Source organism: Methanimicrococcus hacksteinii (assembly GCF_032714515.1).
GTDB classification, from domain to species: Archaea; Halobacteriota; Methanosarcinia; order Methanosarcinales; family Methanosarcinaceae; genus Methanimicrococcus; species Methanimicrococcus hacksteinii.
Window position 1 is genome coordinate 16,973 of sequence record NZ_JAWDKC010000019.1, and the last position, 22,323, is coordinate 39,295.

Annotated in this window: 23 protein-coding genes; 16 read left to right on the forward strand and 7 right to left on the reverse strand. The window is 38.9% G+C overall.

Annotation, left to right across the window (positions count from 1 at the left end):
• Positions 1-192: 192 nt before the first annotated feature.
• Complete coding sequence (locus tag MmiAt1_RS05765; RefSeq protein ID WP_318785943.1) at positions 193-495, reverse strand: energy-coupling factor ABC transporter substrate-binding protein; 303 nt, start codon at positions 493-495, stop codon at positions 193-195.
• A 10-nt stretch (positions 496-505) separates the two neighbouring features.
• The gene (locus MmiAt1_RS05770) at positions 506-1,177 is read right to left on the reverse strand and encodes an energy-coupling factor ABC transporter permease (protein WP_318785944.1); all 672 of its coding nucleotides are present in this window, start codon (positions 1,175-1,177) and stop codon (positions 506-508) included.
• A gap of 508 nt (positions 1,178-1,685) precedes the next feature.
• Here MmiAt1_RS05770 and cbiT point away from each other — a divergent pair.
• The 13 genes from cbiT (at position 1,686) to MmiAt1_RS05835 (ending at position 12,680) form a co-directional block, all read left to right on the forward strand.
• Positions 1,686-2,231, forward strand: coding sequence for a precorrin-6Y C5,15-methyltransferase (decarboxylating) subunit CbiT (cbiT, locus tag MmiAt1_RS05775; RefSeq protein ID WP_318786025.1), 546 nt, complete (start codon positions 1,686-1,688; stop codon positions 2,229-2,231).
• Between the two features lie 213 nt (positions 2,232-2,444).
• Complete coding sequence (locus tag MmiAt1_RS05780) at positions 2,445-3,065, forward strand: cobalt-factor II C(20)-methyltransferase (protein ID WP_318785945.1); 621 nt, start codon at positions 2,445-2,447, stop codon at positions 3,063-3,065.
• Positions 3,066-3,157: 92 nt separating this feature from the next.
• On the forward strand, positions 3,158-3,892 hold the full coding sequence (gene cobM, locus MmiAt1_RS05785; protein WP_316559891.1) for a precorrin-4 C(11)-methyltransferase: 735 nt from the start codon (positions 3,158-3,160) through the stop codon (positions 3,890-3,892).
• Positions 3,893-4,005: 113 nt separating this feature from the next.
• The gene (locus MmiAt1_RS05790) at positions 4,006-4,575 is read left to right on the forward strand and encodes a cobalamin biosynthesis protein CbiG (RefSeq protein ID WP_318785946.1); all 570 of its coding nucleotides are present in this window, start codon (positions 4,006-4,008) and stop codon (positions 4,573-4,575) included.
• Positions 4,576-4,744: 169 nt separating this feature from the next.
• Positions 4,745-5,098 carry a cobalamin biosynthesis protein gene (locus MmiAt1_RS05795; RefSeq protein ID WP_318785947.1) on the forward strand — a complete coding sequence of 118 codons (354 nt, stop codon included), beginning with the start codon at positions 4,745-4,747 and terminating at the stop codon, positions 5,096-5,098.
• Positions 5,082-5,864, forward strand: coding sequence for a precorrin-3B C(17)-methyltransferase (gene cobJ / locus MmiAt1_RS05800; RefSeq protein ID WP_318785948.1), 783 nt, complete (start codon positions 5,082-5,084; stop codon positions 5,862-5,864). Before MmiAt1_RS05795 ends, cobJ begins: the two co-directional genes overlap by 17 nt.
• Before the next feature lie 38 nt (positions 5,865-5,902).
• Positions 5,903-6,619: a precorrin-8X methylmutase gene (locus MmiAt1_RS05805; RefSeq protein WP_316559887.1), complete on the forward strand. Its 717-nt coding sequence runs from the start codon at positions 5,903-5,905 to the stop codon at positions 6,617-6,619.
• 149 nt (positions 6,620-6,768) lie between these two features.
• Complete coding sequence (locus MmiAt1_RS05810) at positions 6,769-7,896, forward strand: cobalt-precorrin-5B (C(1))-methyltransferase (RefSeq protein WP_318785949.1); 1,128 nt, start codon at positions 6,769-6,771, stop codon at positions 7,894-7,896.
• A gap of 242 nt (positions 7,897-8,138) precedes the next feature.
• A complete protein-coding gene (locus MmiAt1_RS05815) occupies positions 8,139-8,492 on the forward strand; it encodes a hypothetical protein (RefSeq protein WP_318785950.1) in 354 nt (117 codons plus the stop codon).
• Positions 8,493-8,564: 72 nt separating this feature from the next.
• Positions 8,565-9,824 carry a hypothetical protein gene (locus MmiAt1_RS05820; RefSeq protein ID WP_318785951.1) on the forward strand — a complete coding sequence of 420 codons (1,260 nt, stop codon included), beginning with the start codon at positions 8,565-8,567 and terminating at the stop codon, positions 9,822-9,824.
• 49 nt (positions 9,825-9,873) lie between these two features.
• Positions 9,874-10,470 (forward strand): cobalt-precorrin-7 (C(5))-methyltransferase, encoded by a 597-nt coding sequence (locus tag MmiAt1_RS05825; RefSeq protein WP_318785952.1) that lies wholly within the window; start codon positions 9,874-9,876, stop codon positions 10,468-10,470.
• A 31-nt stretch (positions 10,471-10,501) separates the two neighbouring features.
• The gene (locus tag MmiAt1_RS05830; protein WP_318785953.1) at positions 10,502-11,812 is read left to right on the forward strand and encodes an AAA family ATPase; all 1,311 of its coding nucleotides are present in this window, start codon (positions 10,502-10,504) and stop codon (positions 11,810-11,812) included.
• A 7-nt stretch (positions 11,813-11,819) separates the two neighbouring features.
• The gene (locus tag MmiAt1_RS05835; protein ID WP_318785954.1) at positions 11,820-12,680 is read left to right on the forward strand and encodes a hypothetical protein; all 861 of its coding nucleotides are present in this window, start codon (positions 11,820-11,822) and stop codon (positions 12,678-12,680) included.
• 113 nt (positions 12,681-12,793) lie between these two features.
• Here the strand turns inward: MmiAt1_RS05835 and MmiAt1_RS05840 are convergent, their stop codons facing one another.
• Positions 12,794-13,822: a virulence RhuM family protein gene (locus MmiAt1_RS05840; protein ID WP_318785955.1), complete on the reverse strand. Its 1,029-nt coding sequence runs from the start codon at positions 13,820-13,822 to the stop codon at positions 12,794-12,796.
• Between the two features lie 129 nt (positions 13,823-13,951).
• Here MmiAt1_RS05840 and MmiAt1_RS05845 point away from each other — a divergent pair, with 129 nt between their 5' ends.
• Entirely contained in the window at positions 13,952-14,752 is an 801-nt protein-coding gene (locus MmiAt1_RS05845) for a heparan-alpha-glucosaminide N-acetyltransferase (protein WP_318785956.1), read from the forward strand.
• A 2-nt stretch (positions 14,753-14,754) separates the two neighbouring features.
• Here the strand turns inward: MmiAt1_RS05845 and MmiAt1_RS05850 are convergent, their stop codons facing one another.
• The 3 genes from MmiAt1_RS05850 to MmiAt1_RS05860 all read right to left on the reverse strand — a co-directional run bounded on the left by MmiAt1_RS05850 (position 14,755) and on the right by MmiAt1_RS05860 (position 19,532).
• Positions 14,755-15,669 carry a restriction endonuclease gene (locus MmiAt1_RS05850; RefSeq protein WP_318785957.1) on the reverse strand — a complete coding sequence of 305 codons (915 nt, stop codon included), beginning with the start codon at positions 15,667-15,669 and terminating at the stop codon, positions 14,755-14,757.
• An 11-nt stretch (positions 15,670-15,680) separates the two neighbouring features.
• Positions 15,681-18,725 (reverse strand): type I restriction endonuclease subunit R, encoded by a 3,045-nt coding sequence (locus MmiAt1_RS05855; protein WP_318785958.1) that lies wholly within the window; start codon positions 18,723-18,725, stop codon positions 15,681-15,683.
• An 81-nt stretch (positions 18,726-18,806) separates the two neighbouring features.
• On the reverse strand, positions 18,807-19,532 hold the full coding sequence (locus MmiAt1_RS05860) for a restriction endonuclease subunit S (protein ID WP_318785959.1): 726 nt from the start codon (positions 19,530-19,532) through the stop codon (positions 18,807-18,809).
• Between the two features lie 219 nt (positions 19,533-19,751).
• On the opposite strand from MmiAt1_RS05860, the gene xerA reads away from it, so the two are divergent.
• Positions 19,752-20,573 carry a site-specific tyrosine recombinase/integron integrase gene (gene xerA / locus MmiAt1_RS05865; protein WP_318786026.1) on the forward strand — a complete coding sequence of 274 codons (822 nt, stop codon included), beginning with the start codon at positions 19,752-19,754 and terminating at the stop codon, positions 20,571-20,573.
• A 6-nt stretch (positions 20,574-20,579) separates the two neighbouring features.
• Positions 20,580-21,761 (forward strand): restriction endonuclease subunit S, encoded by a 1,182-nt coding sequence (locus tag MmiAt1_RS05870; protein WP_318785960.1) that lies wholly within the window; start codon positions 20,580-20,582, stop codon positions 21,759-21,761.
• Here MmiAt1_RS05870 and MmiAt1_RS05875 read toward each other — a convergent pair.
• Positions 21,746-22,300 carry a restriction endonuclease subunit S gene (locus MmiAt1_RS05875; RefSeq protein ID WP_318785961.1) on the reverse strand — a complete coding sequence of 185 codons (555 nt, stop codon included), beginning with the start codon at positions 22,298-22,300 and terminating at the stop codon, positions 21,746-21,748. The genes MmiAt1_RS05870 and MmiAt1_RS05875 overlap by 16 nt on opposite strands.
• Between the last annotated feature and the right edge of the window lie 23 nt (positions 22,301-22,323).

Genomic DNA, 22,323 nt, shown 5'->3' on the forward strand with positions numbered 1-22,323 from the left:
CGAACCGAATTTTTCAAAAATTAAACGAAAAACGAACCGAATTTTTCAAAAATTAAATAAAAACAGATAGCGTTTACACAAAAAAACAAATGAAAATATTTTAAAGCAAAAAAGTAAAAATTATAAAAAAATCGAGATTTAAAACCAAAAAATAAGAAAAGAAAAAGATAAAGAAAAGCTTAAATTTTAAATTTAAGCGTTTCCTGTTTGTTTTTTACATTTGCTCATGGCGTAATAATAGCCGAAGAACAAGCCGATAATGAGTGCGCCGATGGCTCCCTGAAGACAGAAGAGCAAGCTTTCGGTTTCGCCTCCCGGCGGTTCCCAAAGCGGTTCTGCAATCGGTTCATAGTCGGGGTTTAATTCGTAAATCAAATCTTCAGCCGCACCGTCGGCGCCGCCGAATTCCGAGTCGGAAATCGTTGTCACATAGACAAAGAAGGCGGCAAAGATGACGAGGGCGATTACTAAAAGATATTCAACTTTAAATTTCATTTTTGGCACCTCATTCGTTCATTTTAGCAACTTGCTTTTCTGTGAGTGTTCCGCTGCTGATGAAGAACTCTCCCTTGACTTTCGCGATGAATTTCACGGCGACGACAATGATCAAACCTTCCAGAACTGCGAGCGGAATCTGCGTCAATGCGAAAATTCCGAGGAATTCGGGGAGTGTCTCAAGACCGAATGCAAGCGCCAATTGGAACGAAGTCATGATATAAGTTGCCAAGTCCGCAATGAATGCGGCCAGGAAAATCGTGATGTAAATGTTGAAGTTTGTTTTCTGAAGCGCCTTGTAAACGAGCCATGCCAGAAGCGGGCCGAAGAATCCCATTGAGAAACAGTTGGCGCCAAGCGTTGTTAACCCGCCGTGGGCAAGCAAAAGCGCCTGGAAAAGCAAAACGATTGCGGACATAACAGCTGTAATTGCCGGGCCGAATGTGATTGCGGACAAGCCCGTTCCGGTCGGATGGGACGATGACATCGCAATCGGCGACGGAATTTTTAAGCTGGACAAAACAAAGATAAAAGCGCCGGAAACGGCCAAAAGCGGTAAGACTTCTCTGTTTTTACGGACAACTTTGTTGAGCTGAATGATACCTGCAATCAAAACAATGATTGTCAGTCCCCACCAAAATAAAGCCCATTCCCAGGGAAGCGCACCTTCCATAATGTGCATACTATGATAACTCCTTTTAATTTACGAACGTGTAAATATTGCAAACATTGCAGACAATTCTGCCGTAAAATAATTAACCGAAATCAAATTTATTTAACAAAACGTGCTTATGCAAACGATTTTTAAAAATAAATTGATAAATCGGACTGAAAGCACTTGCATAATATGCAATTGATTGAATATAAACACGGCAGATTCGGGTGAGATGTGTAATCTTTTTAGATTACATTTCATCACTGTAAATTTTCGAAGAATGTTTCAGGCGGTTTTCATTTTGTAAAAACGAACGCAATAAATTCGGTTTTTTCATAAAAAATATTTTCATTCGAATTAAAACAAGAATGCGGACAAATTTACTTGACAAAGACTTAAAATTAAAGGCGGATTCCGAAATTTAAGGAAAAGCTATAAAACAAATTAAGAGGATTATAATTCTCAAAATAAGGACAAAAACCGAACAAAAAATAACTCAAAAAAGAATTCAAAAAAGACGGAGCAAATGAAGATTATGCCTGAACTCATCGGCGTTACGGGGGGGCCGACGAAGCCTGAAATCATTGCGGTTTCCCTTTTTAAATTGGACATTCGGGACGGAGACGTTTTTGCAGACGTCGGCTGCGGTACCGGATTGATTTCCATTGAAGCCACCCGGCTTGCGAAAAATCTGAAAATTTATGCAATGGATGCGCGCGCTGCGGCTGTTGACGCGGCCACGCAGAATTTTAAAAATTTCGGGATTGAAAATACTGAAGTGATTCTCGGTGAATCATCCGCCGTTATTTCAAACTTGGAAAAAGTCGACTGCGCCTTTGTCGGCGGTACGAAAAACATCACGGCCGTTTTGGATGCTTTAATCGAAAAAGGGGCTCGTTCCATTATCGTGAACGCCGTCCGCATTGAAACCGTTGTCCGCGTGATTGAACACATGAAAATGCGCGGCGTGTTTGACGAAGCGGTTCACATTATCGCATCCCGCGGCGAAGAACTGACGGGCGAGACAATGTTTAAGCCGGAAAACCCGGTTTTTATTATGTCGGCGAAGCAAAAAGAATGATTTGATGACGTTTTTGATAAAAATCACAAATTTATGAAACATATCATGAAACTTATTAATGAAATTATTATGAAATTGCTGTGAAAATGTTATGAAATTCATCATAAGGTTTTATTACGATTTATTACATTTACTCTCTATTTACTCTAATCAATTGTTTGGTAATTATTACATTTGAATGACGCAAAAAAGGTTTGCTCAAGAGGATTACACATGTTGTACGGTATCGGATTAGGTCCGGGAGATCCGGAATTATTAACGCTGAAAGCAGTCAGAATCTTAAAAGAAAGCATTAAAGTCTTCGTTCCCGGCGAAATGGCCGCCGAATTGATTCGTCCGTATGTCACGGAAGAGCCCGAAGTTTTGGATTTTCCGATGATTCATGACGAACAGAAACTCAAAGAAATCTGGACGGAAAATGCCCAAAACGTGGCCGAATACGCCCGCAAAGGCGATGTCGCTTTCTGTTTGATCGGCGATCCGAACTTTTTCTCAACGTTTACGCACATGAAAAAAGTCATGGCGGAAGTTGCGCCGGATGTTGAAGTTGACACTGTTCCCGGAATCAGTTCCATCACATCGTGCGCGGCGCGCATGGGCGTTGCGGTTGAAACTTCTTTTGAAGTTCATGACGGTGTTTCCGACATCAATTATTTGATTCATTTAAAAGCCCGCCACCCGCAGGACATTATCAAACGCTTTGAAAAGGAAGGCTATAACGAATTTATCTTCGCCGAGCGTTTGTTCTCCGACCGCGAAGTCATTATCAAAGGCAAAGAAAACATTCCCGAAGAAGGCAATTATTTCAGCATCGTTTACGGGAAGAAGAATTAAGACAGAGCAAGAGATAAGCGAAACGAAAAGGCGAATGAGAGACTGAACGAGAGAACGAAAGAACGAACGAAAGAAAATGTCGGAGAATTAAAATGAGTGAGAAGAAAATTTATATCGTCGGCGCAGGCCCCGGAGATGAGAAACTCATCACGGTCAAAGGAAAAGAACTCCTTGAGCAAGCCGATTTGGTCATTTACGCCGGATCTTTGGTGAACCCGAAAGTGCTGGAATACACGAAGGGCGAATGCATTGACAGTTACGGTTTAACGCTGGATGAGACAACGCAGCTGACGGTGGATGCCGTCAATGCCGGCAAATTTGTCGTGCGTCTGCACAGCGGCGACCCCGCGCTTTACGGCTCCATTGTCGAGCAGACGGAAGAGCTGAAGAAATTCGGCATCACCGCCGAGCGCGTTCCGGGCGTCTCCTCCGTGTTTGCGGTGGCGGCCGCGCTTGAGACGCAGTTTACGCTCAACAATGTCTCAGACTCGCTGATTATTACAAGACCTGCCGGCACAACGCTTGAACAGGATCAGATTCCGGAATTCTCGGAAATGGGCTGCACGATGGCAATCTTTTTGGGAACGCAGAAGATTGAAGAAATCATGGAAAAAGTCAGATGTCCGAGAGACACGCCTGTCGCCGTTGTTTTCCATGCGTCCTGGCCGAATCAGGAAGTCATCCGCGGAACGGTTGACGACATTGCTCAAAAAGTGAAAGAAGCCGGCATTAAAAGATCGGCGATGATTATCATCGGCGACGTGGTTGACCCGAAAAATTACGCCAAATCTTATCTTTACGGCGTGAAGCAGGGTCCGCTGGACTGAGTCCTTTGTAATTGAATCATTGATAAATTGATTGACGGATAAAGCATTGACATTTTTTGAATGTCATAATAAATCAAAATAAATCAAAAAATAAATCAAAATCGAGATTGAAAATGGATTTGAAAATTGCCGTTGTCACGTTTGAGCGGAATATGGATGCTGCTCAAAAGCTGGCCGACCATTTGAACGGGGAGGTCGTTCTTTATGAGAAAGGGATTTTCAAAGATATTTTTTCAAAATTTAATGCTGTTGTCGCGGTTTTTGCAAGCGGAATTGCAATCCGTGAAATTGCGCCTTACTTGGGAAGCAAATGGGAAGATCCGGCGCTGATCGTTGTGGATTCCGGCCTGAATTTCGCAATTCCCGTTCTCGGCGGCCATCACGGCGGCAATGAAGTTGCCCGGCGGATTGCCGAGCTCGGCGCGGTTCCCGTCATTACGACCGCAACGGAAGTTCATCAAAAACCGTCGGTTGAAGGCATCGCCGAAAAACTCGGCTGCGACGTTCGAAACCGCAAGTCAACGATTGAGGTGAATTGCGCGCTTTTGGACCAAGAAGTTGAAGTTCTGGAAGTGAAAGGCCCGAAAATTATTGTCGTCGATGAGGACGTTTCCGTTTTGGTGAAACGAAAAGACCAAACGACGGCGACTTTAGATGAGATTGATTCAATAAAAGATCAATAATATCAATAATATCAATAATCAACAATGTCAGCAGCAGTCATATACAGTCATATCAATCTTAAATTATCAAATTTAAAATTATCAATCTTAAATTATCAAATTCAAAATTATCAAATTCAAAATTATCAAATCATCAACAAATCAAAACGTCAAAATTGTGTGTGATAAAATGATTGTCGGAATCGGCGCCCGCCGCGGTGTAACAAAGCAGGAAGTGATTGACGCTGTTTCTGTTTGTCTTTCCGATTTGAATTTGTCTCTTGCCGATGTTGATTCGTTTGCGTCCTCTGTTTTGAAAGCGGACGAAGCGGGTTTAATTGAAGCGGTGGCGGAACTTGGAAAAAGTATTCAATTTTTGCCCGACGATGTTTTGAATGAAACGGTTCCCGAATCGGAATCGCAGGCGGAGCGCTTCGGCCTCAAAGGGGTTGCCGAACCGGCCGCATTAGCTTTATCTATTCATAAAAAATTAATTTCAAAGAAAAAAGTTTACGGGAGAGTTACAATTGCCGTCGCAGAGTGAAAAGAAAGGAAAGTTATACATTGTCGGAATCGGTCCGGGATCGGTCGAACAGCTGACAGTGCATGCCAGAGACGTTATTTTAAACGCTGATTATGTTCTCGGAAATGATACTTATTTGGATCAAATCGAAGAATTGCTGACAACGCAGAACATTTACCGCAGCAGCATGGGCAAAGAAGTGGACCGCGCCAAAGAAGCGGTGAAACTTGCCGAAAACAATGTCGCTGTTATGGTCAGCGGCGGTGACGCCAACGTTTACGGCATGGCCGGCATCGTGATTGAAGTTGCCGAAAGCAACAATCTGGATGTCGAGATCGAAGTCGTTCCGGGCGTCACGGCGATGCTTGCTTCCGCCAGCGTTCTCGGCGCGCCGGTTGTCGTGGATGCGGCAACGGTCAGCTTAAGCGACTTGCTCACGCCTTGGGAAGTCATTGAAAAGAGACTCTCAGCCGCGGCTGACGCGGGATTCATCATTTCGCTTTACAACCCGAAAAGCCGCCAAAGAACTTCTAACTTTGAGCGCGCGATTGAAATCATCCGCAAATTTAGAGAAGATTCCGTCCCGGTCGGTCTTGTGAAGAACGCGCTTCGCGGCGACGAACAGGAATACATCGTGACGACGCTCGGCGAAGTTTTGGAATACAACGACTGGGTGGACATGAGAACGGCGATTGTCATCTGCAACAGCGATTCGCGCATTTGGAACAGCCCGAACGGTGATAAAATTATCACGCCGCGCGGTTATCACAGGAAATATGAATATTAATTTCTGAAATATTTTTATTATCAAATAAGGGGAAAAACATGACAGACACAAACAAAAATTACGGCACCTTGGACGAATTGGCAACCGTAACGATTGAAATTGATCAGGATTTTGCGGATTCCTGCAAGGATTTCGGCGCGGGAACGGACGAGGCCAAAACCATTTACATGAAGAGCCGAACGTATATCGAAGGCGTTGTCGGCAACAAAACGCCTGAGGACAGAATCCGCCAGCGCTGCGCGGTTGCAACCGGCGACATTTCCGTTGCCGACATCATGGAATTCCGCCATGACCCGATTGCGGCCGGTGTTGCGGCAATCGAAGCCGGCGCGCCGATTTTTACCGACATCAGCATGGTGAAAGCAGGAATTACGCGCAGCGGCCACAATTCCGAAATCATTTGTGTTTTGGACGAAGACAAAGACGCTGAAATCGCCAAAGAATACGGCATCACTCGAACTTCTGCCGGCTATCTGGCCGCGCGCGACAGATTAAACGGCGCAATCATCGCCATCGGCAACGCGCCCTCGGCTGCGATTACGGTTTCAAGATTGATTGAACGCGGTCTCAGACCGGCGCTTATCGTCGCGACACCTGTCGGTTTTGTGAACGCGGCAGAATCCAAGGAAATTATTCGGGACATGGAAGTTCCGATTCCGTCGGTCACCTGCGTCGGAACCCGAGGCGGAACGCCGATGGCGGTTGCAAGCGTGAATGAAATCATTGCGATTGCCAACGAAAAGAAAAAGCAGTAAAATCAAAATATAACAAAATAATAAAACAATAAAATAATAAAATAACTGCCAATTGTGATTGATTATAAGTTGTCATTCAATTACAATTTTTCAGTTGTTTTTGATTTTACATTTTTACTTTAAAATTATTTTTTTGAAATTTGATCATTATGAAAGATCCCGTCAATGATTTTGAAATTCCGGAAGAATGGATTGAAAAAGCATCGCTTCCGAAAGCCGAGGTTGAGGATTTGGTCAGCCGCGGTCTTATTGTTGTTTTAAGCGACGGATCTTTCTTAAAGCGCGGTTTTACGACGGGAACAACGTCTGCCGCCGCCGCCAAAGCAGCCGTCCTTTCGCTTGCCGGAAAATTGGAATCCGGAACAATTATTTCCGTCCCGACGCCGATCGGTCTTCGCGCCGAAATGCCGGCAGAATCCGGAATCGGCGGAAACGCGTGCGTTCGAAAAGTGTACAACGATCATGAATCCGACATTACGCGGGATGTTTCATTTTGTGCGAAAGTGAAAAAAATAACCGCGAACGATCCCGAATTCTCAACGGAATATTCGGTCGAAAAAGCGATTGGCAATATTTTCATCACCGGCGGCGAAGGTGTCGGAATCATTCAGCGCGCCGGCTTTGAAACGCGTGTCGGAGAATATGCGATTAACCCGAAGCCGCTTGCTCAAATTCGTGAATCGGTGAAGGAAGGACTCAAAGAAATCGGTCTTTTCGATGAGATTGAAAAAGGCGAATCGGTTTTGATTGTCACGATTTACATTCCCGACGGCAAGGAACTCAGCAAAAAAACGCTGAACGAAAGAATCGGCATTGTCGGCGGCATTTCCGTTCTCGGAACGACAGGTTTCGTTGAGCCTTGGAATGATCATCTCGGCGAGATGAAAGATGTTTTGATTCAAAACGCGAAAAAAGTGGTTCTGACAACCGGCCGCCAGGGAATGGCAACGTCAAGCATGCTTTTCCCCGGTTATGAAATTGTGATGGTCGGCAGCCGAATTTCAGAAGGCATTGATGCGGCGGTTTCGGCCGACGAAATTATTGTCTGCGGCCTTCCCGGTTTGGTTTTGAAATGGGGCAATCCGGATATGCTTAAAGGCAGCGGTTTTGCGACCGTCGTTGAAGTGATTGAAAAAGATCCGAAAAATCCGCTTTTGATACAGGCATTTGAAATGTGTGTGAAGAAAGGAAAAGGCGCCAGGATTGTTGTGATTGATCGGGACGGGCTTGTTTTGATGGACAGTTTTGGTGAATTTGATTATTTGATGAAAGATTAAATCATAATTTCTGATTATTTTGTACATTTCGGAGGTTTTATATATTCATGATGCGTAGTCGTTTTAACAGTGCCTGCCATGCCTCTCGAATTATTTGATAATTATTGAAGCACACTCGGGCAGGCCGTTTAAATTATTTTTGAATTTATCTTTATAATTATCTTTTTTTACGTTTTGAATAATTGAGATATTCAAATAATAAAAAATGAGATTTAATTTTTCGATATTTTGCAGGTAAGAAAATGATTATTGACAACAAAAAATTATTGCCGGCATTTCTGCTTGCAACACTCGGTTTCATTCTTGCCGCTTGGAGCATTTACATTATTTTAAGTTCAAACTCCTACTCATTTTCAGATTTGAAAAGCCCGATTGTTTTCATCATTGCCGGCATCCTGCTGATTGTTTTTGCTGTTTGGCACGTCAAAGGCAAAGAATATTCCGACATTGAATATGATGAAGGCGAAGACCTCGGAATTGAATGGGATGAAAGTAAAGAAGGGGATGTTGAAAGTGAAGAGGATGTTGAAGATGATGATGTTGAAAGTGAAGGCGATGATATTGAAAATGTTGAGTTTGAAAACAACACAAAATAAAAATAATTTTATTGATTTTGGTTATTGTGATTATTAAATTTTAAATGGTTCAGTTTGGAAGTGGTGTTTACAATGGAAAATAAAGATGAATTTGCCGGCATTTACATGGCAACGGGAACATTAATCGGAGACACTTTAAGCGTTTACAAAAAAGACGGAACGGTCATGTTTTTTGCAAGCGGCTACGGTATGCTGATAGCGGCAAACGCGGGAACTTACCGCTTGGAAAATGATTCTTTGATTGCGACTGTCATTCCTTTGATTCGGACGGGGGACGGCGTCAATGAACTCGTGGGAACTCTTGAAGATTATCTCGGGGAAAACGAACGGATTTTCCACGACAACAGCGGAACGCGTGTCGATAGTTATTACGAATATTTGATCAGCCGTGATGTTTCTTTTTTTGAAGACTATGATTTTTCAAAATTGGACGGGAAAACGGAAGTCGAGAAAGTCAATTTCGGTAAAAACGGAAATGACGCGTATCTCGGAGAAAACGGCACGCTTCAAGGAGTGCTTGCCGATTTCGTGACCGAGTGCTTCAATCAGAATAAAGAGGACGTTAAAGAAAAAAGCAAGCAAGACAAAGAAAAACTCAAAGCGGAAGCGGCGGAAAAGAGAAATGAATCTTCCGGCGAGTTTGTCAGCGTCTTCGGATCGGGTCCGATCGGATCATCCGCAACCGAATGCGGGTCAACCGATAATGAACCTCCGGGAAATGAAGACGGGAAAAAGAAAGACAGCATTGAAGATGATTCCAAAGTTGAAATCAGTGAAGCTCAAATCATCGGCGGCGCGGCGACAGCCGGCGCGGCCATAGCTGCTTATTTTAAAAAGAAAAGCGGGTTAAAAAGTTTTACCGGCGGATCTTTTGCGTATTGTTTTGGGTTGAGTATGAATTTTTACATCAAAGAACTTTCGAGTGATCAGGATTTCCCCATGTTCTTTTTAGCAAAAGACGGGAAAATTACAAACATTTTAGTCGGCGCGCGTGACAACCAAAAAAGCCGTTATGATGATTGGACCGGAATTTTTAACAGTTTAAAAGCATCGGGCGCTGAGATGAAATATTTCTGCTTTTTGGAAGGATGCAGTCCGAATTTTCCGGCAGAAGAACTTTTTAATTCGATTTTTGCAGGCGCCACTTATGGTAATATCGGTCAAATTCCTCCCGATGAGCCTTTTAAAATTGAAAGCATTCATGCCTGTCTTGATATTTTCAGAGGTGTCAAAAAGCATTTAATTGATAATAAAACGATTGAAAGTTGTTTAGAATCTCTTTCAGGACAGTTTAAAGAACTTGCACCCGATTGTGAAATTGGGGCGGTTTAATGTATGAAATATATGTAACCATATTAATTATCGGAAAGTCGGTGAAAAAATGATTGTCGTCGGTGTCGGCGTGGGTCCCGGAATGCTCACGGAAGAGGGAATTGCAGCGATTAAAAGCGCTTCTGTTGTTTACGGCTCGGGACGGGCGCTGGAACTTGCAAAGCCGTATATTCCCGTAAACACGCCGGTTGATACGATTAAGGATTACAAAAACATTCATCTTTTGCCGGCAGACGCCGTCATTTTGTCAACAGGCGATCCGATGTTTTCGGGACTCGGTAAATTCGCGACGGAAAATGATGTTGTGATTCCGGGAATTTCTTCATTTCAAGTGGCATGTGCGCGCCTGAAAGTGAATTTGACGAATTTTTCGTGTGTGACGGCGCACGGGAGAAAAGAAATTGATTCGGCGCGAGATGAATTGATTCGAGAGGTTCAATTCGGGAAGAATGTTTTTTTGCTGCCGGATGAAAAGTTCGGGGCTTTAGAAGTTTGCTTGGTTTTGAAAGAGCTTGGCATTGAGGCGGATGTTTATTCTTTGGAAGAACTTGGGTATCCGGAAGAGCGGATTATTAAAGGGGATGTTGAGAATCCGCCGGAACCGGAATCGGATTTGTACGGGTTGATGATCGTTTTGAAACGATGATTAATTTTTAAAAATTATGGTGTGAAATAAAATGATACAAATTATAAGTATTAAGAAACTTTTTGGTAGATTTGATTATACAATAGATTTACATTCTGAAGGTATTACAATTTTAACAGGCCCAAACGGTTTCGGTAAATCGACAATATTAAACATAATCTCAGCATTGACAAATGGTGATTTATTATTTTTTATGACTCTAAATTATGAAGAAATATCTATAAATGATAAAGTTAAAATTGCAAAAACAGATTCACATCTGTCATTTAGTAATGAAATAAAAAATATTAAAATCGAATTAAAAGATATAATAAATGTTTTTGAAAATTATATCGAATCTATGCCATATCGTAAAATATCCGATAAACAATATATGGATTTTATACGAGATACAATTATAGATAAAAAAGATGTATTTAACAGGTTCATTGAAGCATCACGAGAAAGAAGTAAAGAAAGTGAAGAACGATTGTCTGAGGATAATGCCTCATCTTTAAATGACATCATCTTAAGTTTGAATAGTCTTAAAGATATTGTCGGCGATACGTACTTTATTTCTGAGCAAAGACTAATTCAACATTCGATTACCGAAAATGAATGGCGTTTTTCTAGATATTCTGACTCTGAGATTATCTATACCATCAATACACTACCTACCAAATTTAAAAAACTCAGAAATGAAAAAGCAAATGAATATTTGGTAATCTCTAATAGTAGAGATAGTACTTATCCTGAAAGATTATTTTCAGAAAAAAAGGGGATAACAGAATTAGATTTTTCAACAAAAATGGAAGCTATGAAGAAAAAATTTAAACAACTAAATGAATTCCATATCTTCGATTTGCCTGAAATAGGGGAAGTAAACTTCGAAAAAACACATGAAATTGCTTTGAAAGTATATCTTGAAGATTTTGATGAAAAATATAAAGTTTACGAGGAATTTATTTCAAAATTGAAGCTTTATACAGACATAATAAATAGTAAATTGCACTTTAAAGAACTAAAATTCTCAAGTGAAAAAGGGTTGGTAGTTGTTGAAATAGATGGTGATAAGAAAGAGATTCCGCTTTCAGATTTATCTTCAGGTGAAAAACACGAAATTATACTTTTTTATGATTTAATTTTTGAATCAAAACCCAATATGTTATTACTTATTGATGAACCCGAAATTTCTTTACATGTAGAATGGCAAAGAAATTTTATGAAAGATATGGTGGAAATAGCTAAAACTGTTACAAATTTGAAAATAATTGTTGCTACGCATTCTCCTCAAATTATTAGCAATTATCGTAATTTGCAGATTGATTTAGGAGAGCTTTATCGGACTCAAATCAACGGGTGATGACATCGTGACAACAACACCTGTGAGTTCTAGCATAGATGAAATCATAACATCAATTGGGCTGGTATTATCAAATGATTATTCAAAAGATAAATATTTCATAGTACTAGAAGGAATTGAAGATATTCATTTTTTTAATAGATTCTTCGAAATTAATAATTTAATAAATACGGAATCTGGAAAAGATGCTGTTATAAAAATATGTAAATATTTTTTTGAAGAAAATAGATGTTTTGGAATAGTCGATCGTGATTATGTGGTTTGCACATACCTAAATAATAAAATTTTTGCATATGATTTCTCTTGCCTTGAAATGATGTTACTATCTAATGAAGAAGTAAGAAATTCAATAAAATCTGAATTATTGTTTACTGATAAGTCGGAATTTGATGAATATTTATTAATGATTTTAAAAAACCTTCATTTTTTAAGTTTATTACGCAGGTTTAATGAAGAAAACGGGAGGGGGATAAATTTTGAAGGGCTGAAATTCAGTAACTTGATTACACAGACATCAAAAATTCTTGATCCTTATATTTTGGTAGATGAATTAAAAAAAATAAATCAAAGAGAAATTTTATCTAACGATGAAACACAAAAATTAATATTAGATTCAAAAAAAGAAAATGACTTACATTATTACCTTGCAATAACACGGGGTCACGATTTCATCAACCTTTTTCGTCAATTTATCTCAATAGACAAATCAATTAGTAAAAAAGAAGAGCATTACCAAACGATACTGAGAACTAGTTACCGCGAATCTGATTTCACTAAAACTGATTTATATGATTATTTAAACGCTTACTTTACCATTAATTTAAACAAGAGTTTAAAATCTGAAATACAAAAACATGCAAGTCGGTGATTTTAACGAAATAAATCGTAATCAACTGATTTTCTTGCCTTCATTTCGAATTATCCGGAAATTCCGGATAGTTGATTTAACAAAAAAATAAAAATGAACATTGAATTATTCGATTATGTCAAATATTCCGCTTGGCTTTCTCTCACCATTCTGTCGAAATCGCTTTCATATTCCCGATCCTGAACAATTCTGTATTTTTCAAACTCGCTCTCGGCAAAAGCTTTGGCGATTTCAGCCGTCACCCGGCCGCCGTCTTCTAAAATTTCCTGTTCGTTGAACTTTAAAAATGCGTTCAGCTTGTCCGCCCAATCCTGCATCGTCATCGGGATTTTCTTTTTTGCCTGCATTTCGGCGTAATCCAAATACATGGAAACGATGAGGTTCAATTGATTGGATTCATCAGCGGTCAGATAGTTTTTGGCAACAATGACATCGCTTCGGATGATTTTGCCTTTGGGGGCGTTTTTCCAGGTTGTTAAACCCATATGTTTCTTTTCGCTGTCGGCGCGATTCATAATGAGTTCGGCGGCAGTGTTTCCGTGAATTGCGAAATGAAGTTTATTCTGAACGTTTGCAAAAAATTGTTTTGTTGTCGGGGAATTCGGATTGTAATCCATCGCCGTTGCATAAATGTCCGTGATTTTTTGGTAGAAACGGCGTTCGCTTGTTCGGATTTCCCGAATCTCGTCAACGAGCTGATCAAAATAAGATTCGTTTAAGAAGCTGCCGTTTTTCATTCTTTCTTTGTCAATCACATAACCGCGAAGTGAAAAGTCGCGAAGAACTTGAATCGCCCATTGGCGGAATGAAACGGCTCGTTCGCCGTTGACTTTAAAACCGACAGCGATAATGGCATCTAAATTGTAGAATTTCGTGTTGTAATTTTTGCCATCGGGAGAAGTTGTAAAGAAATCCTTTACAACTGAATTTTGATTCAGTTCATTGTTTTCAAAAACTTTTGTCAAATGCATACTGATGTTTTGTTTTGTTGTTTCAAACAATTCCGCCATCAGTTTTTGAGTCAGCCAAACGGTTCCTTCGGCAACGCGAACTTCAATCGTATTTTCACCGGATTGCGATGTGAAAATCAAAAATTCCGCCGTACTGTTCTTGATTTGAAGATCGTTTGCCGACTTTTTCATATTGTTTCTCCTTTGAATAATTGATATTTGGATGATGATGTTTTCATTCAAATATGTTTTTAAATCTCAAAAGCCTTGAAAAAATGAAATTTATAAAAACGAATTACCTTAAAATTCGGAAATAAAATCATGACTGAAAACCTGCCGGCGAAATCATCCCGCTATTACGAACTCGACGTTTTCCGAGGAATCGCCGTCATCCTCATGGTCATTTATCATTTCCTTTTCGACCTTGACTATTTCAACATCCGAGAAATGCCCGCTTGGTTTTGGCCGCAGCAGCTTTACGGTTTCCCGATTACAATGATGTTCATCGCAGTCGCCGGAATTTCGCTTTCTCTGACAGCTTCCAGAACAAAAGACCCCAAAACTTTAACGAAAAAATTAATCAAACGCGGCGCCTTTCTTTTCGCAATCGGCCTTCTCATCACGGCCGTCACTTGGATTTATCCCCACGACGGGGCGATTCTTTTCGGCGTTCTTCATCTCATCGGGCTTTCGACAATCCTGGCCGTGCCTTTTTTGATCGGCATGACAAAGGAGGCGCCTTTTTTCGGGAAATATAAAGAAACGTTGGCGTGGGTGATTCCGCTTGTTTTCGGGATTATTGTTATTTTGGCTTCGAATGTTGTGGGAAAAATGAGCGGGCCGGTTTGGATGGTTCCTTTGGGAATTCATCCGTTCGGGTTTTATTCGCTGGATTATGAACCGCTGTTTCCGTGGTTTGGTGTTATTTTGGTAGGGGTTGCGGTTGGAGCGTGGTTGTATCCTAAGGGAAAAAGGAGATTTTCTTTGCCGAGTTTGGAAAAAGAGCCTTCGTTTTTGAAACCGATTTCTTTTGTCGGGAGGCATTCTTTGATTATTTATTTGGGGCATCAGCCGGTTATTTTGGGGATTTTATTATTACTGAATGTTGTCGGATTTTTTTAAGATTAATCACTGAAAAAATCCGAATCAATTCTTTTTACCTCATATGTATTTTCGATTGAAACACCAAGGTTATGTTCAATCATTAATTTTGTTAACAGTTGCCCGTCAACTAAAACAACCTTTGTCGTATGTTGTTTTTTTGCATAATCATGTGCATCTTTTGAAAATTTGGCCGTTGTAATGAACAGACCTTTTGTTGCGCCTTGGCCAGCTAATGCTCCTACAAACTTTTGGATTTCCGGCCGGCCGATTGTTGTTCCGATGTCCCATCTTTTGGCTTGAATGTAAATCAAGTCAAATCCGAGTTTGTCCTCACGTATAATTCCATCAATTCCTTCATCTCCTGATTTGCCGACAACTTCACCTGCATTTACCAATGAACCACCGTAGCCTATATTTTCTAATAATTTTACAACAAGCCGTTCAAAAAATGTTGGAGAAAGTTCCATGATTTCTGAAAGAAGTTCATCTGCAAGATCTGAGTTTATTTTTTGGAAGGCTTCCTCCAAACTATCCTGGGGAGTTCCTTCAATTATATCTGAGGGCGTTGAATTGTCTTTCTTGCCTGATTTTTTACCCAAATAAAACTCACGGAACGTTTCATTTTTCAAAAATAATTCAAGCCCTATAGATTCCGGTTCATTTTGTAAAATTTTTTTACCATCTTCTGAAATTACAAATATACCGCGAGATGTGCTTTTAATTAATCCTGCTTTTTTCAGGTAAGTACGTGTCCATGTTGCACGTGAACGAAATATTTCCATGTTTCCGCTGGGCAACAATTCCATTCGATCTTCGTCAGAGACCTCCAAATAATTTGCAATAAAATCATTAATTTCTTTACTCGTATGTTCTTTTCCATCCTTTAAGCATTCAAGCAAAGGAAGATACATTTTTTCAAGTTTGGGTACGACCATATTTCTCCCTCTCAATCCTCAAATTCCGCAATATCAATATTGTCCGTCCATTGTTCGCACTGCTTAATAACAGTCTCAATGGCATATTCCAATCCGTCCGGCGGATAACGATGGTCCTTTAATAACCTTTTGACAAGGCGGCGCATTTCCGCTCTTGCGCTTTCTTTTTTCTGCCAGTCAATTTTTTGATTTTTCTGAAGTAATTCTGTCAGTTCTTTTGTAATGGCAACAAGTTCATCATTTTCATAAAAATCTTTGACAGCTTCTGGTTTTGTTAAAGCATCATAAAAGGCCAATTCTTCAGAAGTCAGTCCGAGATTATCACCTTCTTCATGAGCTTGTTTGATTTCTTTTGCTAATTTTAATAATTCTTCAATAATTTCTTCGTTTGTCAGCATACCGTTTAAATATCCGTTAACCGAATTTTGAAGAAGCACCGAGAATTTTTCGGATTTAACCAAGTTTGTCCTTTGATAATATCGAATCTGATCGGCGATTAATTTTTTCAGCATTTCGACGGCAAGATTCCGTTCTTTCATTTTTGAAATTTCAAGTAAGAATTCCGTGTCAAAAAGAGAAAATTCTTTTTGAACGTCTGAAAACAGATTGATGACGCCTTCACTTTTGATGCTTTGTTTTAACAATTCGTTAATTTGATCATTAATTTCACGGATTGACAATCGGCCATGGCCGCCCGAGAAGCGAATTAAAATTGTTCTGATAGCTTCAAAATAAGCAGCTTCACGACGTTGTATTCCATTTAACCGACTCAATGATAAAGAACGGGCTTGTTTGAGAGCTTGGACTTCTTTGACAAAAGTTTTTCTTTTTTCTTCGTTTTCTTCACCGGTTTTAAGCAAAAAGTTTGCGCCACCGGTAATACAATCAGCTCTTTCTTTATCCGATTCGGATTTAAAAGCCGAATAATCATACCCGTGCATTAAATCACGGCAAATGTCAAGTTTTTCTTTGAAAAGAACATAAGCGGTTTCATCGACATTCGTATTTCCATAGTTTTTCCTGTCCCGAACTGTATAATCATTCATCGCTTCTTTTAAAGCGCGTGCAATTCCGGCATAATCGACAATTAATCCGCCTTCTTTATCTTTAAAAACACGATTAACGCGGGCAATCGCCTGCATCAAAGTGTGACCGTGCATCGGTTTGTAAATATACATTGTTCCGAGTGACGGAACATCGAATCCTGTAAGCCACATATCAACGACAATTGCAATTTTCATCGGGTCTGTATTGTCTTTGAATTTGAATGCCAGCTTTTCTTTATTCTTTTTAGGACCGATGATTTCTTTCCATTCTTCCGGATCGTTGTTATCGGAAGTCATGACGACTTTAACTTTTTCTGTCCATTCGGGTCTTTGTTCAAGAATTTCTTTGTAAATTCTGATGGCAATCGGTCTTGAATAGGCAACAATCATTGCTTTTCCGGTCAGCAAATATTGGCGGTCTTCATAGTGATTGATAATGTCTTTACACAATGTTCTGATTGTTTCCGGGGCACCCAATACACTTTCCAATGTTCCGAGTTGATGTTTGCTTTTTTCAACAACATACGGTTCACTTGCTTCGGCAATAATGTCATATTTTTGATCAATTAGCTGAAGCGTTTTTTCATCTAAGTGAAGACTGACAACACGACTCTCATAATAAACGGGGCGTGTCATTTCATCGACAACCGCCTGGGTCATATCATAAATGTCAATATAATTGCCGAAAATTTCTGTCGTGCTTCTGTCTTTAGCGGAAATCGGTGTTCCCGTAAAACCGATAAAGGTTGCATTCGGCAAATTTTGACGAACTTTAAGGGCCGAGCCGACAGTCACTTTTCCGGTTTCCGGATTGATTCGCTCTTCTAATCCGTATTGGCTTCTGTGTGCTTCGTCGGCAATGACAATAATATTTTTACGATCTGATAGTGCTTCATTCGCTTCTTCGAATTTTTGCATTGTCGTGAAAAAAATACCGTTTGCTTGTCTTCCGGCAAGCAATTCTTTTAAATGTTCTTTATTTTCCGCTTGCTGCGGTATTTGGCGCAAGAAGTTTGAACATTTTGAAAATTGGCCGAATAATTGATCATCCAAATCGTTTCTGTCCGTTAAAACAACGATTGTCGGATTTTGAAGTGCGTTTTGTAATAATTTTGAATAAAATACCATTGACAAGGATTTCCCGCTTCCTTGGGTATGCCAAAAAATGCCGGCTTTGCCGTTTGTTTCAACAGCATTTTTTGTAGATTCAACTGCTTTTTTAACTGCGAAATATTGGTGGTAGCCTGCAATGATTTTTGCGGTTTCATTGTCTTTTTTAGAAAAACAAATAAAGTTCCTTAAAATATCCAGCAATTTTTCTTTTTCAAACATGCCGCGGAAAAGAACATCCGGCGCAATAAAATCGGATTCGATGTTGTTACCGTCAACCGTTCGCCACCAGACAAAACGGTCTTCATCGGAAGTCAATGTTCCGACTCTTGTTTCGACATAATCGCCGATGACACAAAATGAATTGTAATAAAACAAAGACGGAATGCTTTGAATATAATTTTTAATCTGTCGGTACGCGTGCCAAATATCAGTATCTTCCCGAACCGGCGATTTTAATTCAATGACGCTTAAAGGCAAACCGTTAACAAAAACAACAATATCGGGTCTTTTTTCTTCAAATTCAACAATTGTCCATTGATTGATAACAGCAAATCTATTGTTTTTGATATTTTTATAATCAATCAAATAAACCAATGTATTTTTTTCTTCGCCGCCTTCAAAATATTTAACGGTAACACCGTTTTGCAAATAATCCGTGAATATTTCATTTCGTTGAATCGGGTTTCCCATTCCCAAATCCGTGATTTTATAAATCGCTTCGACTAACGCGGATTCCGGTAATTTGTCATTAATTCGCCGCAATGCCGGCAGCAAATCGCTTTCAAAAAAAGGATTGGTATAATCTCTGTCAATATCCGGCCCGTAATAATCTGAATAACCCAATTCTTGAAAAATTCCGATGACATAATTTTCATATTGTTCTTCATTCAGGGACATTTAATCGGGCTCCGAAAATATATTATTCAACAAATTATGGTTTTTATTATTAATATTCATCTATGGCTTTAAGATAAATGATTATTTAGCATCTTGAAGATTTTCAACTGATAATTCGCCGGACATAAGTTTGGGAAGTAATGAATCACGGAGTTTTATTAAATTCTGTTTTTCCAATTCATTTTTCTCAATTTGATCAAATATTGGTTCACAAATTGTTTTGAATTCTTTCAATACATTAGCAGAAGGTATCAGAATTTTATAATTTTTTACGAGACTAACATTTAAATTTTGCTGAGCAGCACCATTTGCTAAATTATTGAAATTATCCCTTAAATTATAAAGCATTAAAAAAGCAAATTGGTAACCTATATTTTCTTTTATTTTTAAACCAACTGCTGCCTGATTAAAAGTAGAATCATCAATTAAAATACCCAATCTTCCAACAGTTGGAGCAGCATAAATTGCCATTAAAATTGTATTTTTCGGAAAAATTTTGGCACTTGAATTTTCAATTGCAATAGGTGTAATATGTTTTTCACTATCTAATAAAAAACTGTCCCGTAATTCTTTTGTCGAAAACCATTTAATGTTACCACAATAATATTCGGATATTTTTGTAGATGGTGTTCCTCCCGAAGCCATGAAATCACAAATATTATCTATTGTCCCGATTTTCCATCCTTTCGGTATCAATCCAAATTCACTCTCTACAAATTCATCATCTTTAAACGGTTCAAAATCAACAAACCAAGATTTGTAAATTGCTTGAGCGATCTGCTCTAAATAATCATTTATCACAGACATATGTCGCCTTCCGCAAACGATTTAAAAGTTATTGGATTAAGATGTCCTATGAAGAACCGATTAATCACTGAAATTCAAATTACAATGTCTTCTTTTTTGACGAACTCGCAAATGGATGAGCTGGAAAGAGTTTTAGTTCATTGTTTTCATACTGTTGATATTGTTGAATTAAAGTCTCCTGATAACGCTCAAGAAGTTGAAAATTTCAAATTATTGAAAATGTTCCTTTCATCAAAGCGAATTGAAGGTTGCTCTGAAAAATCGTTGAAATATTATGATTCAACAATTTCTCACATGGCTGAAAACATTTCAAAAGCGATTCGTGAAATTACAACCGATGATCTAAGGCATTATTTGGGAAAATATCAGCAAGAACGAAATTCCAGTAAAGTAACGATTGACAATATTCGAAGAATCTTTTCAAGTTTTTTCAGCTGGCTGGAGGATGAAGATTATATTTTGAAAAGCCCGGTTCGCCGGATTCGGCGAATCAAAACAGATCGAACTTTAAAAGAAACATTTTCGGACGAAGGGTTGGAATTGCTTCGCGATTCTTGTGATGAAGTGCGTGATTTAGCGATGATTGATCTTTTGGCATCCACCGGGATGAGAGTCGGTGAATTGGTTCAGCTCAATATTGAAGATATTAATTTCCACGAACGTGAATGCGTTGTTTTCGGAAAAGGAAACAGTGAAAGAGTTGTTTATTTTGATGCAAGAACTAAAATACATTTACGTAACTATATTGAAAACAGGAAAGATAATAATCCCGCTCTCTTCGTTTCACTTACAATGCCTTACAAACGCCTTCAAATCGGCGGCATTGAAACGCGATTAAGAGAGATCGGCAAAAAAGCTGCGCTTCAAAAAGTTCATCCGCACAAATTCCGGCGAACGCTTGCAACACGGGCGATTGATAAAGGAATGCCGATTGAACAAGTGCAACGATTGCTCGGGCATGTTAAAATAGATACGACAATGCATTATGCAATGGTCAATCAGACAAATGTAAAAAATGCACATCGGAAATTTATCGGGTAAGATAAAATGGGTAAATGGTTACAGCGAAAACTTGGTGATTTGGGAGAAATTGTTGGCGGAGGAACACCTTCCACAAAAAACGAATCTTATTATGGCGGAAATATTTCATGGATTACTCCCAAAGATTTGTCGAATTATTCAAAACGATATATTGAGCGAGGAGAACGTAATATTACCGAATCAGGATATTCAAACAGTTCAGCGAAAATGTTGCCAAAAAACAGCATTCTTTTTACATCTCGGGCCCCTATAGGTTATGTTGCTATTGCTTCCAATGAAATTTGTACAAATCAAGGGTTTAAAAGCATCATTCCAAATGATAAAACGGATTATCTTTTTTTATATTATCTTCTGAAACACAACAAAGATAAAATTGAATCCATGGGCAGTGGCACAACATTTAAAGAAATTTCCGGCAGCACGATGAAAAACATTGAAGTTTATGTGCCAGAAAATCTCGAAGAACAGCGAAATATTTCTTTGATTCTTTCCAGTATTGACAATAAAATTGAACTAAATAATCAGATAAATGATTATTTAGAGCAGATTGCTCAGGTAATGTTTATTGATTTTATGACAAATCATACCGGCATTTCAACAAAATTAAAAACATTCTGTAATTTTCAAGAAGGCTATGTCAACCCTTCTCAAAATCACCCCGAATACTTCGATGGAAAAGTAAAATGGCTTCGAGCAGTAGATATCAATGAATCTTTTATCTTCAATACTTCAAGAACACTTACAGATACTGGATTTGAAAGTGCAGGAAAAAGTGCGCTCCTTTTTAAACCTGATACTATTGCAATCAGCAAATCGGGCACAATTGGACGTTTAGGGATAGTCGCGGATTATATGTGTGGAAATCGTGCTATTATCAACATTGTGCCTCATGAAGCTAAACTTCTTCATTTTGTATATTTATATTTAAAATCAAAACAATCTGAGTTTGAGGATTTGGCCGTAGGAAGTGTACAAAAAAATTTGTATGTTCCAATATTGCAAGACCTTGATGTTAGTTTGCCGCCTATGAATGAAATATTGGATTTTTGTGAATCTGTAACCTCATTGTTTAGCCAATGGAAAAATAATGTGATCGAAAACCAAAATCTTGTCACAGCCCGTGATACTTTACTTCCCAAACTCATGTCTGGAGAATTATCAGTTGAAAATCTTCAAGATGCTAAATAATCATTTATCTGATTATTTAGTTCAATTTTATTGTCTAATGTAGATAAGGTATATGCAATTTTTTTCTGTTCAGAAAGGGGTGGAATTAATAATTCAATCTTTTTGAAATCTTTTAAAACAATTCTTGGCAAAGCAGATCCACTTACATAATTATCTGATATTATCTGTTTTGTAATCGGATTTTTCAAAATGTAAACAAGATAAATCGGTTCAATTTTTGAAATGTCTGGACGAAATATTGCAATAGAAGACAAAACTGCTTCATCTTTCTGTTCTTTTATCAAGAAGATGTGTTTTAAATAACTCCCATCTTTGGCAACCAAAACATCATTTTGTTGCGGAACACAATCATTTTGAACCATTTTTAAAAAGTCATTTTCGGAAATTAATTTACATTTTGATTGATCAAACCCATATTCATCCATATCTTTTACAGAATACATCGGGTAACCAGTTTGTTGCTCTTTTGGACTAAAATGAGAACCATCTGTTATTTTTATACAAATATCTTCAAGAGTTGTTTTTTTCCATTCTGTCAAGTTAACACCCACTTATTCAACAA

Bases quoted from the DNA above. Each gene is read 5' to 3' on its own strand.
- MmiAt1_RS05765 (WP_318785943.1), bottom strand. From the start codon at position 495: ATGAAATTTAAAGTTGAATATCTTTTAGTAATCGCCCTCGTCATCTTT.
- MmiAt1_RS05770 (WP_318785944.1), bottom strand. From the start codon at position 1,177: ATGCACATTATGGAAGGTGCGCTTCCCTGGGAATGGGCTTTATTTTGG.
- cbiT (WP_318786025.1), top strand. From the start codon at position 1,686: ATGCCTGAACTCATCGGCGTTACGGGGGGGCCGACGAAGCCTGAAATC.
- MmiAt1_RS05780 (WP_318785945.1), top strand. From the start codon at position 2,445: ATGTTGTACGGTATCGGATTAGGTCCGGGAGATCCGGAATTATTAACG.
- cobM (WP_316559891.1), top strand. From the start codon at position 3,158: ATGAGTGAGAAGAAAATTTATATCGTCGGCGCAGGCCCCGGAGATGAG.
- MmiAt1_RS05790 (WP_318785946.1), top strand. From the start codon at position 4,006: ATGGATTTGAAAATTGCCGTTGTCACGTTTGAGCGGAATATGGATGCT.
- MmiAt1_RS05795 (WP_318785947.1), top strand. From the start codon at position 4,745: ATGATTGTCGGAATCGGCGCCCGCCGCGGTGTAACAAAGCAGGAAGTG.
- MmiAt1_RS05805 (WP_316559887.1), top strand. From the start codon at position 5,903: ATGACAGACACAAACAAAAATTACGGCACCTTGGACGAATTGGCAACC.
- MmiAt1_RS05810 (WP_318785949.1), top strand. From the start codon at position 6,769: ATGAAAGATCCCGTCAATGATTTTGAAATTCCGGAAGAATGGATTGAA.
- MmiAt1_RS05815 (WP_318785950.1), top strand. From the start codon at position 8,139: ATGATTATTGACAACAAAAAATTATTGCCGGCATTTCTGCTTGCAACA.
- MmiAt1_RS05820 (WP_318785951.1), top strand. From the start codon at position 8,565: ATGGAAAATAAAGATGAATTTGCCGGCATTTACATGGCAACGGGAACA.
- MmiAt1_RS05825 (WP_318785952.1), top strand. From the start codon at position 9,874: ATGATTGTCGTCGGTGTCGGCGTGGGTCCCGGAATGCTCACGGAAGAG.
- MmiAt1_RS05830 (WP_318785953.1), top strand. From the start codon at position 10,502: ATGATACAAATTATAAGTATTAAGAAACTTTTTGGTAGATTTGATTAT.
- MmiAt1_RS05840 (WP_318785955.1), bottom strand. From the start codon at position 13,822: ATGAAAAAGTCGGCAAACGATCTTCAAATCAAGAACAGTACGGCGGAA.
- MmiAt1_RS05845 (WP_318785956.1), top strand. From the start codon at position 13,952: ATGACTGAAAACCTGCCGGCGAAATCATCCCGCTATTACGAACTCGAC.
- MmiAt1_RS05850 (WP_318785957.1), bottom strand. From the start codon at position 15,669: ATGGTCGTACCCAAACTTGAAAAAATGTATCTTCCTTTGCTTGAATGC.
- MmiAt1_RS05855 (WP_318785958.1), bottom strand. From the start codon at position 18,725: ATGTCCCTGAATGAAGAACAATATGAAAATTATGTCATCGGAATTTTT.
- MmiAt1_RS05860 (WP_318785959.1), bottom strand. From the start codon at position 19,532: ATGTCTGTGATAAATGATTATTTAGAGCAGATCGCTCAAGCAATTTAC.
- xerA (WP_318786026.1), top strand. From the start codon at position 19,752: ATGTTCCTTTCATCAAAGCGAATTGAAGGTTGCTCTGAAAAATCGTTG.
- MmiAt1_RS05870 (WP_318785960.1), top strand. From the start codon at position 20,580: ATGGGTAAATGGTTACAGCGAAAACTTGGTGATTTGGGAGAAATTGTT.